We start from the raw sequence: 17,364 nt of genomic DNA on the forward strand, positions 1-17,364 counted from the left end.
TTCTTGATGATCTCACCACGTGTTTTTATCGGATAAAATGAGTAAAAGCGGACATCATACGAGTAAAGAAAGAAGAAAAGGATGATGATCGTGGAGAAAAAAGAATATCAAGTAGGAGATCAAGTATTTGTTATTTACCGAAACCCTCATACGGCAAACGTTGCCAATATTAATCAAGCTGAAATTGTTGAACATCCTGAAAATAAAGGTGAAAAAGCGCTGTTTCTGCATGAGTCTTATCATTTGTTAGCTGAAGATGATGCCGTGTATTCAACGTATGAAGAAGCAGAGAACATGTATAACAAGATATTTGATTATGAACAATATGATTGACGAAAGGCTCTCTTAAATAGAGAGTCTTTTTTGATCTAAAAAATAATTACCACGGATAGAGTCTTTTTATTTTTCAAACGCTATTAGTATTAGAAAAAAGGAAGTGTACATGATGATAAAACCTTTTGTACCTCAATTAGTATACATTGAGCCAGGGGCAATGGAGTACCCGCTTGGTGTTCAATTAAAAGAAAAATTTGAGAAGATGGGAATTGAGATTCGTCAAACAACTTCTCATAATCAAGTGCGTAATATACCGGGAAAAAATGATTTGCAAAAATACCGCAATGCCAAGTCTACTTTAGTAGTTGGTGTGCGTAAAACCTTGAAATTTGATACATCTAAACCGTCAGCTGAATATGCAATACCTTTTGCAACAGGGTGTATGGGGCACTGTCACTATTGTTATTTGCAGACAACAATGGGAAGCAAACCATATATTCGTACGTACGTGAATGTTGAAGAAATATTAGGTCAAGCAGAGCAATATATGCAGGAAAGAGCCCCTCAAATAACGCGATTTGAAGCGGCTTGTACATCTGATATCGTAGGAATTGATCATTTAACACATTCATTAAAGCGCGCGATTGAATATTTTGGGGAAAGTGAACTAGGTCAACTGCGTTTTGTGACTAAGTTTCATCACGTGGATCATTTATTGGATGCTAAACATAATGGTCGCACGCGCTTTCGCTTTAGCATAAACGCAGATTATGTTATAAAAAACTTTGAACCTGGTACATCTCCTCTTGATTATCGGATTGAAGCTGCTAATAAAGTTGCAAAAGCCGGATATCCACTTGGCTTTATTGTGGCGCCTATTTACATTCATGAAGGTTGGCAAGAGGGATACCGTCAGCTGTTTGAAAAGCTTGATGCTTCTATACCTGAAGAGTCAAGAGATGATATTACATTTGAAATGATTCAGCATCGCTTTACCAAGCCGGCCAAACGGGTGATTGAGAAAAACTATCCGAAAACAAAGCTTGAGATGAATGAAGAAGAGCGCCGCTACAAATGGGGGCGTTACGGGATTGGAAAGTATGTATACGCGAAAGATGAAGAACAAGAATTAAGAGAGACGTTGGAATATTACATTGATCAGTATTTTCCAAATGCGAAAATCGAGTATTTTACGTAATTATTCTACAGTAATTGAAGAGTTATTTTGACATCTTAGTCGAGATAGCTTTTCAATTTTTAATGTGAAAAATAAATTGGTTGCTAATAAGCTGAAAAAAGAGGTTATTTGTATCTCTTGTCGTATTACATACATAAGGGAGGTGACTGAGATGTTAAAAAATGAAGAGTTTGCGCTAACAAAAGAATTAACAAAAGAACAGCAAGAAGCTGCACGAAATTTTATTCAAGTGTTGTTCCAAGAAGATTTATCTGAATTTTGGAACATATTATGTGATATCGATAAGTCTCGTATTTACGGCTTGTATGAAGCAAACCACTATTACGATTCGGATGTTGAACTACATGGATTTGTACAAGAAATTAGAGATAATGTAAGAGCGGTTTATGCGCCTCTTCAAGGGCAAGGAGGTATTTCGACGAAAGTTCGATATACAAGCGAAGGAAAGATGTATGTATACATATTAGGAAGCGGCGAAAACCCGAGGGTATATCCTGTTGGATTAATGCCTGAGACCTACATTGAAGAAGAACGTTTTTCTCAGCGTCTTCAAATTAGCATTTATAACGATGAGTTTCGAAACGTTGTGCTGTAAATTATATATAAATGGAAAAATAAAGAATAATAAAATTAATTTGTTAAAATAGCAATATTTGGGGTATGTAATAGGTATAACATTAAAAAGGGGTGAAAGAAATGCATTATTATCGTATTTCAGAGGGAGACCATGAAGAGTATTGTGAAACGATTCTGCTTCATGAAAAGAAGTTTTGCAAAGAAACATTTCAATCTATGGTGCGAGAAGCAATGAACAATAAGCCAGGTAAAATTGACCGTGTGGATATTGTTAAATATTTAATTGGTCATCATAGCTTTCAAGTAGCCCACATCGAAGCGGGTTTTCACAGTACATACAGCGAGAAAGTGACATAAAAAAATGTAGCACATCCTATACAACGAACTTTTCTTTTGAAAAGATCGCTGTATTTTTTTTTTGCTAAAAATAGAATTTTTCTAAGTGATATTCCTTTTGATGGTATAATAGTTAAGTTCTGTAAGGTATACATATAAAAATCACAAATACTTTAAAGAGAAAGGGTGAGGAAATATGGAAAACGAAAGAATAGAAGAGCTTGAACGAAAAATAAGCAGTTTAGAAGAAGACGTAGCCAAGCTAAAGTCGCTTGTATATAAAACAAATTCTCCAAGACCAAAAGCAGTTCACGCTCCTCCCAAACAGCGCGAGGAGACGACTAAACGTCCTGCTCAAACAGCAGCTAAAAGCTCACAGGCAATAGAAGAGCCTGTTGATTGGGAAAAAGTCCTTTTTCAAACATGGCTGCCGAGAATTTTTATTTTCGTATTTATTATTGGCGTGCTATGGGGATTTAAAGCAGCCTCTGACTATGGATTAATGAATGAAAAAGCAAAAGTTGTTCTCGGTTTCGTTGTTTCAATAGGTTTTGCTGTAACAGGTCATTTCCAAATCAAAAAGGGTAGGCTGGTGCTCGGGCAAGTACTTGTAGGAGGAGCTATTCCTATTCTCATGTTAACGACGTTTGCGATGCATAGCCTATATCATTTAGCAGGACCAACGCTTGCTTTTATACTAAATACGAGCTGGATTATCTTAGGGATGATCGCGACAGTCTTTTATCGTTCACAGGCATTAGGGATTATTAGCGCGGTTGGAGGCGTACTAGTTCCTTTTCTTATTGAAAGTAATTCGCCTAATGCTCTGGTTTTCATTGGCTATGAAACGCTTCTGTATATTGCCTTTTTATATGTGGCAATCAAACAAAAATATTCAATTTTATATGTTCTTTCCGCGGTACTATTAAATTTTACGCTACTCATTTATTACTCGTTTGTTGGTGATAATGGTGTAAAAGCGTTATTAGGTATGGCGATTCTGATTCAGCATTTATGCTTAATTTCTAGCTTTTTTCTATCACAATCCGTACTCCAAGTATATGCGTTTACCCTTCTATCGAGTTTAGCAGCTACGTACGGCTGGCTGCTTGCCGTTTTTGACGATGGCACGACTACCATGGTGCTGCTTGCGCTAGTTATTATTTACGCATTAGGTGTTTACACAGTAAGAAGTTCTAAGGAGAAATTTGAATTTTTTATTACCTATTTAATTGTTGCAGTAGCGTTTTTTATTCATCAGCTCGTCGATTTAAGAGAAGGAGTCATTTTATATGTGATTCAAGGACTTGCTGTTTACTATATCGCCATGACGTATAAAAATCTACTTCATCAACTGTTTTCTTATACGATTTATATACTGAGTGCCACGTATATCTTAGTTACACCAATCGAACAAGTGCTGTCTCTTCCGACATTAAACTGGGTTGTTGTGTTAGCTTCTATTCTAGTATTTGTATGGATCAGTATTCAAAAAACAGAAAAAGATGAGCACGATACGTTCAAAATTGGAGGAAGTATTGTTTTTTCTATTCTTTCTTTAATTTTTGCAACGGAAGTGACGGTCGCTGGAACCACTGATCTTTCCGCTAATACACAAACGCTTATTATGACGGCCGTTTGGCTATGCTTGTCCATTGCTGCATTCGTAATAGGATCACTTCGAAATTTTAAAACAGCAACATATGTCGGCGTGGGCATTTTGTTCTTAACACTTTTTAAACTCGTTTTATATGATTTACCTTTTATCCCAATGGCTATACGAGCCTTGTTATTTATCGTTTTAGGAGCTATCGGTTTAATTATCTCGCGACTATTTTATAAAAAGAAGTAGCTAGAAGCTGAAGAGAAATTCTTCAGCTTTATTTATTATAATATGATTATGTAAACTTAATCTTGAAGTCGTACAAAAAGTATACAATCATGTATAATGGAACAAGTGAATTGGAGGTATACATAAAATGAAATCACTTGTATTAGCAGAAAAGCCAAGTGTAGCACGTGATCTTGCGCGCGTGCTTGGCAGCACACAAACAAAAAAAGGGTATATTGAAGGGCCAAAGTATGTCGTAACATGGGCACTCGGCCATTTAGTTGAATTACAAACACCAGAGGATTATGATAACCAATATAAAACATGGCGATTAGAAGATCTGCCAATTATGCCTGAGAAAATGAAACTAAAAGTAATTCGTAAAGTGAGCTCTCAGTTTCGTACAGTATCCGATCTAGCAAAAAGAAAGGATATTGGCGAGTTAATTATTGCGACTGATGCAGGGCGTGAAGGAGAGCTTGTAGCACGCTGGATTATGGAAAAGGTACGCTGGAACAAGCCGTTTAAACGTCTTTGGATTTCGTCTCAAACGGACAAAGCGATTCGTGACGGGTTTAAACAGCTAAAACCAGGAAAAGAGTTTAATCGTTTGTATGATTCAGCAGTTTGCCGTTCAGAAGCCGATTGGCTTATCGGTTTAAACGTAACGAGAGCGTTAACGACTAAATACGAAGAACCATTATCAGCAGGACGTGTACAAACACCGACGCTTGCGATGATAATTGAGCGTGAACAAGTAATTAACACATTCAAACCTAGTGAATATTGGACGCTTACAGCTCAGTTTTCGTCGTTTGAAGCAGCTTGGCAAAAGGGCAATGAAAAGCGCATTTTTGATGAAAAACGTGCAAAAGAGCTGCACTCAAAATTATCAGGTGAAGCAGTTGTGAAAACAATCAAGCGTAAAATGCATAAAGAAGCGCAGCCGCTTCCTTATGACTTAAATGAACTGCAGCGCGACGCTAACAAACGCTTTAACTTCTCTGCTAAGAAGACATTAAATGTACTTCAAAAGTTATATGAACAGCATAAGTTAGTCACGTATCCACGTACAGATTCTCGTTATTTAACAACAGATATGGTTTCCACTATGAAAGAGCGCTTGGAAAGCATCTCTGCTGTATATAAAGAAGAAGTTCGTCCAATTTTAAAAAATGCACAGCTGCCAAAGCGAGTGGTTAATAATGAAAAAGTAAGTGATCACCATGCGATTATCGTAACGGATCAGCCTGTGTTTTTACAGGACTTATCAGCTGATGAACGAAAGCTGTATGACTTAATTGCAAAGCGATTTATTTCATTGTTTTATCCTGCATATGAGTATGAAGTGGTTAAAGCAGAGCTTGAAGTAAACGGGGAACTGTTGGTAGCGAGCGGAAAGCAAGTTGTGAATGCAGGCTTCAAAAAAGTTTCTGGTGGAGACTCAGAAGCAACGGTGAAGCTGCCTGATATGAAAGAAGGCAGCAAGCTGCTCATTCAAAATGTAACGATGAAAAGTGCATTTACAGAGCCGCCGCAGCGCTATACAGAAGCCGATCTTCTTGGACAAATGGAAAAACACAACTTAGGTACGCCGGCAACACGTGCAGATATTATTGAAAAACTTCTGCAAAACGAATCCATTGATCGCCAAAATAACCGTCTGCACGCAACAAAAAAAGGAAAGCAGCTGATTGACTTAGTAGCAGACGAGTTAAAGTCTCCTGAGCTTACGGCTAAATGGGAACGTGACTTAGAAGCAATTGCTAAAGGAAAAGGAAATGCAAAAGAGTTTTTAACGAATATTCGCGAACAAACAGAAAAGCTTGTCAAGCAAGTAAAAACAAGTAATCAAACGTACAAACCTCATAATTTAACGGGCTCTAAATGTCCGGAATGCGGTTCGTTCTTAAAAGAAAAGAAAACAAAGCAAGGAAGAGTGCTCGTTTGTTCAAGCCTTGAGTGCAGCTATAGACGCGCAAAAGACCCTAAACTATCGAACCGACGCTGTCCGCAGTGTCATAAACGAATGGAAATTCATTCAGGAAAAGCGGGTACGTATTTCCAATGCCGTTCATGTCAAGTAGTGGAAAAAGCCGAGGACAAAAAGAAAAAGATTTCAAAACGAGAAGAACGAAAGCTTCTTAACAAATACAACGATGACGGAGCATTTGGTTCAAGCTTGGGAGATGCTTTAAAACAAGCTCTTCAAGATAAAAAAGATAAGTAAAGTAGAAAAGAGACTAGGACAAAAAGATTTTAGACAAAGTGAAAAACGAACCATTGATCAAGATGTTTGATTCGTGGTTCGTTTTTTTTGTTGTGGTAAATGTAGGTTTCGTGTGTAGGTCTTTCTAGCAGTTGATTGGAGGACAAGGGGAAGACTTTCACGGAAGTCAACGGCGGTGTCCAAAGTGACTCCGCTCATGTGTACTAGTTGTTTGTTTTTAGAATGGATTCGTTTCGTTATGTCTCGTCCTCTTTTTGGTATAATACGGATTGAATCATAAGTAAGGTGGCATGGAACAATGAAAAGAAAAAGCAAGGGAATGGATCTTTTAATTGCGTTCTTTATAGCAGGAGCGATGGTACTAATCATTTTAGCTATCTTAATGGGAAGCTACTTTTTTGGTTTTATAGGCTTCCTTAGAGTGATGGGAGTGGAGTATGACTCTTACTGGGCCATATGTTTATTTCTATTTTTTATTTTTGTGTTTGGCTCTATCACAGAGCTTTTTTCAAAGGCGCTTATTTTTTTAATGAAGAATGCTAGGATGAACAGAGTATTATTTGTAGCATCTGCAGCTTTTGTGGACATATTTTTTACTTTTCTATCGGTTTATATAGCAGACTTGCTTATAAGCGGAATCCGTGTATCTATTTTAGCGATGATTATTTTATCCGGTTTATTTTTTTTGTTAGAGAGTGCATTGGATAGTGAGTTTCTACGTAAAAAAACAAGCTGATGAAATTGTTCATCAGCAGCGCATCAACAAAAAAAGCGCATCATATCAAGCTTCAATGCTATTTAAAGAACTCTGTAACATATTTTTTAAAAAAAGTATGTGATTTTTTTCACATATCTCTTGAAAAAGAACAAACATGTTTGTATAATAAGAATTGTAAAAGGTATGTGAAACATTTCACAATATATGTGAAAAACTTCACAAATTATATTTTCTATAATCCTAAGGGGGATATCATCTATGAAAATTGCAGTAGTAGGGTGTACACATGCAGGAACAGCAGCAGTAAAAAATATGGCAGAACTTTATCCAGAAGCTAAAATTACAGTTTATGAGCGAAATGATAATGTTTCATTTTTGTCTTGTGGAATTGCGCTCTATGTAGGCGGGGTCGTAAAAGATGCAAATGGTTTATTTTACTCTTCACCGTCTGAATTGCAAGAGATGGGTGTAAATATGAAAATGAAACATGAAGTGACGAATATTGATACAGAAGACAAAAAAATAGCGGTGCGAAACTTAGAAACAAACGAAGAATTTGAAGATACATTTGATAAATTAGTGATGACAACTGGATCATGGCCAATTATTCCAAACCTTGAAGGCATCGATTTAAATAATGTTGTGCTTTGTAAAAACTATCAGCATGCTAATCACATTATCGAAAAAGCAAAACAAGCAAAAAAAATCGCCGTAATTGGTGCGGGTTATATTGGTGCAGAATTAGTAGAAGCCTTTGAAGTGTATGGAAAAGAAGTCACGTTCATTGATAGTGCTGATCGTATTTTAAATAAATATCTTGATCCAGAATTTACAAGCTTGATGGAAACGGAATTTAAAAAGCGCGGAGTTACATTAGCATTAAACCAAGCGGTTACTAAATTTGCAGGCAGCGATGGATCTGTTGAAAAAGTAGTGACAACTGCAGGTGAATATGAAGCGGATCTTGTTATTTTGTGTGTTGGCTTTCGTCCAAACACAGACTTAGTAAAAGGGCAGGTAGACATGCTTCCAAACGGCGCAATTGTGGTTGATGAATATATGCAAACAAGCAAAAAAGATATATTTGCGGCCGGAGATAGCTGTGCGATTTACTACAATCCGATTAAGAAACATGCCTATATTCCACTTGCTACAAATGCGGTTAGAATGGGAACATTAGTTGCTCAAAACCTTGTTAAACCGACGATTAAGTATATGGGAACACAAGGAACATCAGGCTTGCATATTTATGATTACAATGTTGCATCTACCGGCATAACTGAAACAGCGGCTTCTCTTTTTGATATGAATGTGAAAAGTATCACAATATCAGAAAATAACCGACCAGAATTCATGCCAACGTACGAAAATATTACGTTAAAAGTAGTATATGAAGAAGAAACGAGACGAATTGTAGGTGCACAGGTTATTTCTAAAATTGATGCTACTCAAGCAATTAATACATTGTCTGTATGCGTACAGCAGGAAATGACGATCGATGAGCTTGGCTTTATGGACTTTTTCTTTCAACCCCACTTTAATAAGCCTTGGCATTTCTTAAACCAAGCAGGGCTTCAAGCGCTTCAAGCATAAAAAAGCAGGTGACTACCTGCTTTTTTTATGTAGATTTTATTATCTTTTTTATTTTTATTTTAGCTGGTTTAAAACGAATCCATCCTATGATAAGAAGAATAAAAGGATATAAAGCTCCCATCAAAAAACTATAGGGAATCCACGTTTCGGCTAACCATGTTTTTTGATAGGTAATGGTTGGGTACACAATAATGGAAAAAGTCGTAACAATTAATCCCATCGGTAACGTTAGAAATCGAGTTTCATTGATGTTAAAAATATGACAAAGTCCAGCGATGGAAGCATGAAAATAAAGAGAAACTTTAAAGAAAAGAGTAAGAAACCATATAATGGCAATAATTACCTCGATTCCTTGCAAAAAATTTCCCACCTCAATTCGCTTAGCCATTTCATATACGGGAAACATGGTAGTTGAAGAATGATAAGAACCAATAACGATTATACAAGAAAAAATAACAATTACCATAATAAATCCACCTAGCAGGCTGCCGCTCATTAAAGCTTTAGCTCCTTTTTCAGGTTTTCTTAAATGAAGGGGGAAAATCATCATCAAAGGAGCAAAAGTAAAATAAGTAATGCTAAGAAAGATAAGAACCGAATGAGTCAGCGGTTTTAAGTGAATGTCCATTAAAGGCATAAGATTTTCAAGTTTCATTTGAGGAGTTAGTGAAAAAATAAAAATTCCGAGAAGGCCAACAAACCACGGGAAAAAGATTTCACAGCAGCGTGCAATTGTTTCTAGCCCGAGTCTTGCCCCGAACACAACTACAAGCATAAAAATAATATGAATAGCAAGCAGCGGCGTTTCCATCATAATATGGGTATTTAAAAAACTCCCGACGTAGTATACAATGCGGCTGCACGTTATGACAGTAGATAGGACAAATAAACAAGATACACCTTTTCCTAGATATTTTCCAAATACTACATCATTGATTTCTACCAGATTTTTATCTTTAAATAAAAGTCCGAGAGCTATATATACTTTCACTAATACAAATCCGCATGCTACTCCGAGAATAGCCGGAATCCAAGCAGTTTGCTTAGAATCAACAGTCATAGCCGCTGGAGCAATAACAATTGTGCTTCCAATTGTATAAAGCATGACGAGCATGCGAAATTGAATCGTTGAAATTTTAACTACAGGTTTCACGGTATTCACTTCCTCGTCTTACGTATTAAGATAATAAATGAAGTAAAAATATGCTGATTGGTCTAAAGATAGCAGCTGATAAATCAGAAGGATTTGGAACATACAAACCCAGTGCTTTACAGATGCTTACGGACGTTCCAATTGCAAGAACTGTGTAGAATAGCCATAATTCTTTCTTCGCTTTTTTTTGCCGTAAGTTAGGTACTTCAAACCAAATGACGAGCGTGCAAACAATAAGTAACCCCAATACCCCTAGCATAGACTAGCTCCTATACATGAATAATTAATGTTATATTTTCCAGAAAAATAACTACTTATACTGAAGGTGCATTCTCTATTAAAGGTTTTTGATTTTTTAGTCGCTGTTAGAAGAATGCTGCTTTTTGTTTTGAATAAATCCTGCAATTAAAAGGAAAAGCGGATATAAGATGCCTACAAGTAAGCTGTAGGGAATCCACGTTTTTGTATCCCAATCTTTTTGATAAGAAACGCTTGGATATACAATAAGGGAAAGTGTAATCATGATGAGTGCGACTGGAAAAGAAAATAGCTTGTAGTCCTTTATATGAAATACATTGGCAAACCCCAAAAGAGTAGCGTAAAAGTAAATGCAAAGCTTAAAAAAGAGAGTAATAAACCACAAAATAGCAATGACTACTTCAATACCTTGAAGAAAGTTTCCTACATCAATTCTTCTTCCTAATTCATAGCTTGGAAACATGGTGATTTGGGAGTAATAAGGACCAAGCACTAAAATTCCAAGTAAGATTAACGTAACCATCACTAGTCCACCGGCTATATTCCCTATATAAAAAGATTGAGTGGACTTTTTTGTGTCTGGTGTATGGGAAGGGAAAATCATAAGCAGAATCGTATAAGTCAAAGAACTCATGCTTAAAAACGTTAAAACAGCCCGAATAAAAGCTTTTGGATGTATTTCGAACACAGGCTGAATATGCTCTATTTTAATTTGCGGAATCATAGACAAAATCAGAAGTCCGAATAATCCGACAAACCAAGGGAATAAAATCTCGGCACTTCGTGCAATAACTTCTATTCCTAGGCGTACTCCTACGATAACCACACCCATAAATGCAATGTGGATGGCTGTAAGCGGCGTGTAGGGAAGAATTTGTGTAGTGAGAAAATTCCCTACATAGTAAAGAACTTGACTGCTGATAAACAAATTGGATAATACAAAAACAGCAGAAACAATCTTTCCAAACAGTTTACCTAAAATTTTTTCGTTCATTTCCATCAGCGTAAGCGTTGGAAACATTTTTCCTAGTGAGGTAAAAAGCAAAACTAAGCCAATTCCTGATGCTACACCGAAAAGTGCTGCAATCCAGGCATCTTGATGAGCATCAGCCGTAATAGCGGCAGGCACAACAATAATTGTGCTTCCGATGCTATATAAAGTTACTAGCTTGCGAAATTGCGCAGCCGAAATATTGATTTCATTAAGCAAAATGAGCACATCCTTTTGCCATATACACGAATTAAGTGATCCAACGGAATAATAAGTGACTTAAAGGCTGAAACATTGCTTCTACCCAATCAGAAGGGTTCGGTAGAGGCAGCCGAAAGATTTTTGCAAGAGCGATCATGATACTGATTGTCATGAATACAATAAAAATTTTCCGTTCTTTTTTATGAGAGTGTTGAGGTAATCTTTTTATTTCCATCCATATAATCCCTGCACAAATGATCAAAAAGGAAAGAAACAAGTGCATGCAGTCAACCCCAATATATTTTGACGTTCAAATAAGCTATTCGTATGATGTCCGCTAAAGAAAGTGATTATACATTTATGTAAAATATAGAAAGTATTTCAAGGGATAAAAGATATCATTGGACGCTCTTAAATAATAAAGGAAGTTGTTATGCGGAATATTTACGCAGCTTCAACCTATTGAAACGTCGTATGAATAAGTGGAAAAATGCCACACTATAGAGTGAACAAATGGAAAGGAGCACTATGATGAAAAAATTCCCATATAACAAAGATAAACAACAATCGTTTCAAGCAGCACAGCAGGGGCATAAAGAAGCAGTAGATGCATATGAACAGGCAAATGAAGCTAAAAATGATGCATCCTATGGACATGAAGCGAAGCAAGCGATAGGTGAAGTGAACGAAGCCTCTCAGCAAATCGAGAATGCGCTTGAAAATGCTTCTGCAACACAGCGTCAGCGTTTAACTGAGTTTCAGCAAGACATAAAAGATATGGAAAACGACCTTAATCAATAAAAGAGCCGCTGTTTTACTTGCACTTAGAGCAGGTTCACAATAGGGTATAAATTGCAAAAGCAGAAGATAATGAACTTCTGCTTTTTTTTATTGGCAGAGTGAATGTAGGTTTCGTGTATATAATAGCTTCTAGCAGTTGTTTTGAGGGCAAGGCGAAGGCTCCTATAGGGAAAGCAGAATAGGTGAGACCCTGCAGGAGCGGAAGCGAAGGCTTGCACGGAAATCAACAGTAGTGTAACAAATAATCCATCGTTCCATTCTTATTTTAAAAGGTATAGAAGTTAAAAAAGTAAGAATCCTAATAAAAACAGAACGATAAGAATGGAAAGGGATTGTGACAGGAAACATGCTAATAAATATACTAATAATGATTGTCGTATTGTACTTCATATATGTATTCGTAACTGCATTGGTACTGTTTTATGTCCCTTTGCACAAGGGAAAAGACTTAAAAGTAATGAATACTGAGAATTTTTACGGAAAGAAAGAATCCACAGACCGCGTTATGCTTTTGGAAAACGGTTATTTTTCAGGACTTGTTCGGATGCAGATGATTCAAGAAGCGAGGCATACAATCGATATTGCGTACTTTTCCATCGGCAAAGGTCGTTCGTCGGATTTACTTATGGGTGCTTTATTCGAAGCTGCGGACCGAGGTATACGTATTCGAGTGCTGTTAGACGGGATCTCTCATGGGTTAAAAGGCAAGAGAAAAAATGTTCTTTATGCTCTAGCTTTCCACAATAATATTGAATTAAAGTACTATGAGCCCTTTACTATTCTTAAACCTTGGACATGGCATAACCGTCTTCACGATAAAATAATAGTAGTCGATGGCCAATTAGGTATTAGTGGAGGACGAAATATTGGAGATAAATACTTGGCCAGTCAACCGGATAAAAATTTTGTCTATGACCGTGATGTGCTGATTTATAATACAAAGCAAGAAAGTAATAGTGTCATTCTCTCAATGGAGAAGTATGTAGAGAAATTATGGAACCACCCGTATACGCGCAAAGCTTTTCCAAAGCTCAAGAAAACTAAACAATTTCGTGGCCTTTCAGGAAAGAAATTGTTAATAGATCAATACGAAGAGGCCAAAAAAGCAAACGAACCCTTTGTCCATCCTTATATTGTATGGAGAGAATCGACGATGCCTACAAGAAAGATTTCTTTTATTACAAATCCTATTCAAAGAATGAATAAAAGCCCTTTTATATGGAAAACGTTTATTAAGCTTTCCGAGCAAGCTGAAAAATCCATTGTCGTTCAAAGTCCTTATATTGTACCAACAAAAGAGATGGAACAGTATATAGATAAGTCAGTAAAATCTAAAGTGCAAAGAATTATTTTAACGAATTCTATTACGTCCACTCCGAATGCTATGGCTTTTTCTGCATACTTAGGAGTGAAAAATCGCGTCATAAAAGCGGCTTCAAAGCTTTATGAATATCAACAGCCTTATTCCATTCACGGGAAATCCGTTGTTTACGACCAGCGTTTGAGCGCAGTTGGTTCTTTTAACTTAGATTCACGTTCTGTATTTTTAAATACTGAATCTATGGTTATGATAGATAGTGAAGAATTTGCAGCCGAGCTAACAGGGGCTATTGAAACTAAAATTTCTCACAGTACGCTTGTGGGAAATGAGGGGGAACCTGTGGATTTTAATACGGATTCTCAAAAAAACGTGCCTCCTGTAAAATCTGCACTCCTCCATATTCTTTCAGTCTTCACGCGATTTTGGAGACATTTTGTATAGTTCTGCACTTTGCCTAAAAAAGGGCTTTTACAGAAAGCTTCTAAAAATAAATGGTAGAGGGTAAAAGGTGCTGCAACTGGCAGTGGAAAGTGTGAAAAGCTGTGATATGCCTCACAGTTTTTTTGAAGTCGCCAGTACTAGTCATGATTCATAAAAAGACCTATTGACGAAATTCCATATATGTTTTATTATAATATAGCGTCGTCAATAAACGAGGTTCTTTTGAAGAAATCATTTCTAGGGGCATAGTTTAAAGGTAGAACTACGGTCTCCAAAACCGTCAGTGTGGGTTCGATTCCTACTGCCCCTGCCATTTTGGAGTTATTTTTCAATTCACACGCGGGTGTGGCGGAATTGGCAGACGCGCTAGACTTAGGATCTAGTGTCTTATGACGTGGGGGTTCAAGTCCCTTCACCCGCATCTTTACTTTTATATATTGCGCGGAAGTAGTTCAGTGGTAGAACACCACCTTGCCAAGGTGGGGGTCGCGAGTTCGAACCTCGTCTTCCGCTTCTTTTCAAAAGCAGTTTGCATGTGCAAACTGCTTTTTTTGTTGTAGAAATAAAGATTTTTACTATGCTGTTTTTAATTAGAAATAGTTTATTCAATCAGTGCTGCTTATACGTATTGTTTTCGTGAATATACACATATTATTGGGGTTACATTAAAAGCTAATGAACGATACGTGAAGACGTCTAATATGGTTTTTAAGATAGGGGAGAGTCCTATGGAATCTAGTTGGTTTTCAATTATACCGTTTTTAATTGTTATTCCAATAGCTATTTTCACCAAACAAGTGCTGCCAGGGTTGTTTTTAGGCTTATTAGTAGGCGCTTATTTGATTGATCATTCGATTGTCGGAGGTGTTGAAAAGTTACTTCACTACGTTGTACAAGCTCTTAGAAATAAAAGTAATATAGAAATCGTTGTCTTTTTATACGCGTTTTCAGGGCTTATCGGAATGATTAAGATGGCTGGAGGAGTTAAAGGTTTTGTGGAAACAGCTGCAGAAAGAATTGATACAAGAAAAAAAGCTCTTATTTTAACCTATGTTTCAACCATTGGAACATTCAGTGCTCCCACATTTCGTTTTGTGACGATCGCGCCCATTATGAGAGCGCTGCTGAAAAAAGTGAAAATGACGACAGCAGAGCTAGGGTTTGTTATTGAAACAACTGCTACTCCTGTTATCGTCTTAATTCCCGTGGCAACGGCATTTGTAGGATATATGGTCTCAATCATTCAAATGGCAATTGATCATCAAGGCATAAAACAAGACGCTTATTCTTTGTTTATTCAAAGCATTCCTTATAATTTCTTTTCGATTGTGATTATTTTAGTAGGGATTTATTTCAGCTTTTTTCATCATTCAACGTCTACGGCTCCTATGAAGCTCGAGGAAGAAGACGAAAAAGATTGGCATGATTGTCATCCTTGCGTATCGAAGGATTTGCCTTCTAAGCCTTGGAATTTGTTAGTACCTTTACTTGTTGTGATTTCACTTACCTTACTTTTAACATGGTGGAGTGGACATCGTAAGAGTCACACCTTTTTTGAAGCATTTATTAAAGCAGACGTGTTAGAAGCGATGGTAGTAGCTTTAATTATGACTACGTTAATTACGCTCATTTTTTTCTTGTTTCAGCGCTTTACATTACAGAATTTGCTTAATGGTTTTATCACAGGAGGCAATGACTTGATGTCCGTTATTTTGTTGTTATCGGTAGTATGGGGATTATCCGCTGTTACAGAAGACTTAGGTTTTTCAAATTTCGTGACGGCACATTCTAAGTGGATTCCTCAAATGTTTGTCACTCCGTTCATGTTTATCTTTGGAGCCGCTATTTCTTACTTTATCGGATCTGCTTGGGGAACGTGGGGGATTTTAATGCCGCTTGGCGTATCGCTTGCAAGTTCTGCAGATCTTTCTTTGCCGTTAATTATCGGTGCGGTGTTTGCGAGCGGTTCCTTTGGAGCGTTTTCTTCACCTTTAAGCGACGATACGAATACCATCGCCAAAATATTAGATTTATCTGTTATTGAATATGCCAAGTATAAATTAAAGCCAGCTTTAATTGCAGCGGGAATAACAGTTGCTTTCTATCTTGTTGTATCTTTCTTATTTTGAATGAGAAAAATAGCCGTCTAGTATCAATTTTTCATTTTTTTTAATTTAAAGTATGCATACAGTCCTAATGACAGGCACACTAGCATGATACAAGTAAGCGGAAATAAGATGGTATTAACAAAATGATCATAAAACCATATATACACGCACATCACCTCAATAATTTTAACGTCATTTTTTCTATTTAGTAGAGATACACTATCTGTGCTGCTTCTTCCTATTCTTCAAAAAGGCGATAATCAGAAGCAGTAGGGGTATGATAGAAAATAGCGGCATATGCAAAAGAAATCTCGCTACGTGCAATCCTTCGTAAAGGTGTTCTTGAAAATTACTAGCGATTGTAATCGACAAAAACAACACAATGATGCCTAAAGGATACGCTAGACGTGAAGGAGATTTAATTTTAAATAAAGTAGCTGTACCTATTATAGAAGCATAAAACAAGATGCTAACTTTGAAATAAATCCCAATCACCATAGCGAACATAAAAAATACATCTAGACGCTCTAAAAAATCAGCTACTTGGATCGTTTGGACAGTACTAAGAAGAGGGAACTGTGATCTTGTCGTCAGATCAACTCCAAGCACGCTAATGTTAATGATCATCGTAATAATTAGATTAATTCCGCTTAATCCCGTTGCGCATAGCATGGTCACACTTGCTTTTTTGGGATTGCTTAAGTAAGGAAGAAGCATAGTAAATACAATAGCTTCTGTGAAAGGAAAATATAGCGTTTCGGTCAAAGCAACTTTGGCAACAGGAAGTATTCCTTCTTTTAATACCGGCTGCAAGTTCTTAAAATCAACTAATCCTGAGCTAATAATTAAGATGAAGCCTGCAATAGCTAGAAAATACATAAAAATAAACAGAAGCTCTCCTGATCTCGCTATCGCTTCAATTCCTTTTCGGGTTATATAGATAATGACCAGCATCAATAAGGCATTGGCAATAAATAAAGGCGTATCCGGATAAGCAAAAGTAAGAAGCATTTCTCCGAAATCTCTTAGAACTCGTGATGCATCGTATAAAAAATAGACAATATATACAAATGCAAGAAGTGTTCCCAGTGCCTTACCTAAAATTTTCTGCATGTATTCTGTAGGGAGGAGGTCCGGATAGTAGGAATAGAGCTTATGATAGACTAAGAAGAAAAAAAAGCTGCACAGCATTCCAATTAAAATAGCTAGCCATGCATCTTGCTTCGCTCTCATTGCAAGAGGAACTAATAAAGCGCTTCCCAGTTCGAATAATACCATGAGAATGAATAATTGAGTGGCGCTGATTTTTGCTTTTTCCATATAGCCAGAACC

The 17,364-nt window shown here is 36.8% G+C and carries 16 protein-coding genes and 3 tRNA genes; 14 read left to right on the forward strand and 5 right to left on the reverse strand.

Going from position 1 to position 17,364, the window contains the following annotated elements; all coding sequences use genetic code 11:
- Positions 1-84: 84 nt before the first annotated feature.
- From MKX72_RS11160 to MKX72_RS11195, 8 genes are all read left to right on the forward strand, one after another.
- Positions 85-333 carry a transcriptional regulator SplA domain-containing protein gene (locus MKX72_RS11160; RefSeq protein ID WP_033578899.1) on the forward strand — a complete coding sequence of 83 codons (249 nt, stop codon included), beginning with the start codon at positions 85-87 and terminating at the stop codon, positions 331-333.
- 112 nt (positions 334-445) lie between these two features.
- Positions 446-1,474 (forward strand): spore photoproduct lyase, encoded by a 1,029-nt coding sequence (splB, locus tag MKX72_RS11165; protein ID WP_025752275.1) that lies wholly within the window; start codon positions 446-448, stop codon positions 1,472-1,474.
- A 151-nt stretch (positions 1,475-1,625) separates the two neighbouring features.
- Complete coding sequence (locus MKX72_RS11170) at positions 1,626-2,069, forward strand: hypothetical protein (RefSeq protein WP_034265862.1); 444 nt, start codon at positions 1,626-1,628, stop codon at positions 2,067-2,069.
- A gap of 101 nt (positions 2,070-2,170) precedes the next feature.
- Positions 2,171-2,407 (forward strand): hypothetical protein, encoded by a 237-nt coding sequence (locus MKX72_RS11175; RefSeq protein WP_013056931.1) that lies wholly within the window; start codon positions 2,171-2,173, stop codon positions 2,405-2,407.
- A gap of 175 nt (positions 2,408-2,582) precedes the next feature.
- Positions 2,583-4,238 carry a DUF2339 domain-containing protein gene (locus tag MKX72_RS11180; protein ID WP_034265865.1) on the forward strand — a complete coding sequence of 552 codons (1,656 nt, stop codon included), beginning with the start codon at positions 2,583-2,585 and terminating at the stop codon, positions 4,236-4,238.
- A 127-nt stretch (positions 4,239-4,365) separates the two neighbouring features.
- Entirely contained in the window at positions 4,366-6,447 is a 2,082-nt protein-coding gene (locus tag MKX72_RS11185) for a DNA topoisomerase III (RefSeq protein WP_034265868.1), read from the forward strand.
- A gap of 298 nt (positions 6,448-6,745) precedes the next feature.
- Positions 6,746-7,183, forward strand: coding sequence for a YrvL family regulatory protein (locus MKX72_RS11190; protein ID WP_155008138.1), 438 nt, complete (start codon positions 6,746-6,748; stop codon positions 7,181-7,183).
- A gap of 240 nt (positions 7,184-7,423) precedes the next feature.
- Complete coding sequence (locus MKX72_RS11195) at positions 7,424-8,758, forward strand: FAD-dependent oxidoreductase (protein WP_028413450.1); 1,335 nt, start codon at positions 7,424-7,426, stop codon at positions 8,756-8,758.
- Positions 8,759-8,783: 25 nt separating this feature from the next.
- Here MKX72_RS11195 and MKX72_RS11200 read toward each other — a convergent pair whose 3' ends face one another.
- From MKX72_RS11200 to MKX72_RS11215, 4 genes are all read right to left on the reverse strand, one after another.
- Entirely contained in the window at positions 8,784-9,911 is a 1,128-nt protein-coding gene (locus MKX72_RS11200; protein WP_028413449.1) for a GerAB/ArcD/ProY family transporter, read from the reverse strand.
- Positions 9,912-9,936: 25 nt separating this feature from the next.
- On the reverse strand, positions 9,937-10,170 hold the full coding sequence (locus tag MKX72_RS11205) for a hypothetical protein (RefSeq protein ID WP_033578905.1): 234 nt from the start codon (positions 10,168-10,170) through the stop codon (positions 9,937-9,939).
- 96 nt (positions 10,171-10,266) lie between these two features.
- Positions 10,267-11,388, reverse strand: coding sequence for a GerAB/ArcD/ProY family transporter (locus tag MKX72_RS11210; RefSeq protein ID WP_235918753.1), 1,122 nt, complete (start codon positions 11,386-11,388; stop codon positions 10,267-10,269).
- 22 nt (positions 11,389-11,410) lie between these two features.
- A complete protein-coding gene (locus MKX72_RS11215) occupies positions 11,411-11,596 on the reverse strand; it encodes a hypothetical protein (protein ID WP_028413446.1) in 186 nt (61 codons plus the stop codon).
- A gap of 296 nt (positions 11,597-11,892) precedes the next feature.
- On the opposite strand from MKX72_RS11215, the gene MKX72_RS11220 reads away from it, so the two are divergent.
- The 6 genes from MKX72_RS11220 (at position 11,893) to MKX72_RS11245 (ending at position 16,053) form a co-directional block, all read left to right on the forward strand.
- Positions 11,893-12,162 (forward strand): hypothetical protein, encoded by a 270-nt coding sequence (locus tag MKX72_RS11220; RefSeq protein WP_155008137.1) that lies wholly within the window; start codon positions 11,893-11,895, stop codon positions 12,160-12,162.
- Positions 12,163-12,529: 367 nt separating this feature from the next.
- Entirely contained in the window at positions 12,530-13,924 is a 1,395-nt protein-coding gene (locus tag MKX72_RS11225; protein WP_154991768.1) for a phospholipase D-like domain-containing protein, read from the forward strand.
- 239 nt (positions 13,925-14,163) lie between these two features.
- A tRNA-Trp gene (locus MKX72_RS11230) sits at positions 14,164-14,237 on the forward strand.
- 26 nt (positions 14,238-14,263) lie between these two features.
- Positions 14,264-14,345, forward strand: a tRNA-Leu gene (locus MKX72_RS11235).
- A 20-nt stretch (positions 14,346-14,365) separates the two neighbouring features.
- Positions 14,366-14,437, forward strand: a tRNA-Gly gene (locus MKX72_RS11240).
- A gap of 215 nt (positions 14,438-14,652) precedes the next feature.
- Positions 14,653-16,053, forward strand: coding sequence for a Na+/H+ antiporter NhaC family protein (locus MKX72_RS11245; protein ID WP_028413444.1), 1,401 nt, complete (start codon positions 14,653-14,655; stop codon positions 16,051-16,053).
- 198 nt (positions 16,054-16,251) lie between these two features.
- Here the strand turns inward: MKX72_RS11245 and MKX72_RS11250 are convergent, their stop codons facing one another.
- Positions 16,252-17,352, reverse strand: coding sequence for a GerAB/ArcD/ProY family transporter (locus MKX72_RS11250; RefSeq protein WP_155008136.1), 1,101 nt, complete (start codon positions 17,350-17,352; stop codon positions 16,252-16,254).
- Positions 17,353-17,364: the final 12 nt, after the last annotated feature.

It is taken from the genome of Priestia sp. FSL R5-0597 (genome assembly GCF_038006305.1).
Classification (GTDB): domain Bacteria; phylum Bacillota; class Bacilli; order Bacillales; family Bacillaceae_H; genus Priestia; species Priestia zanthoxyli.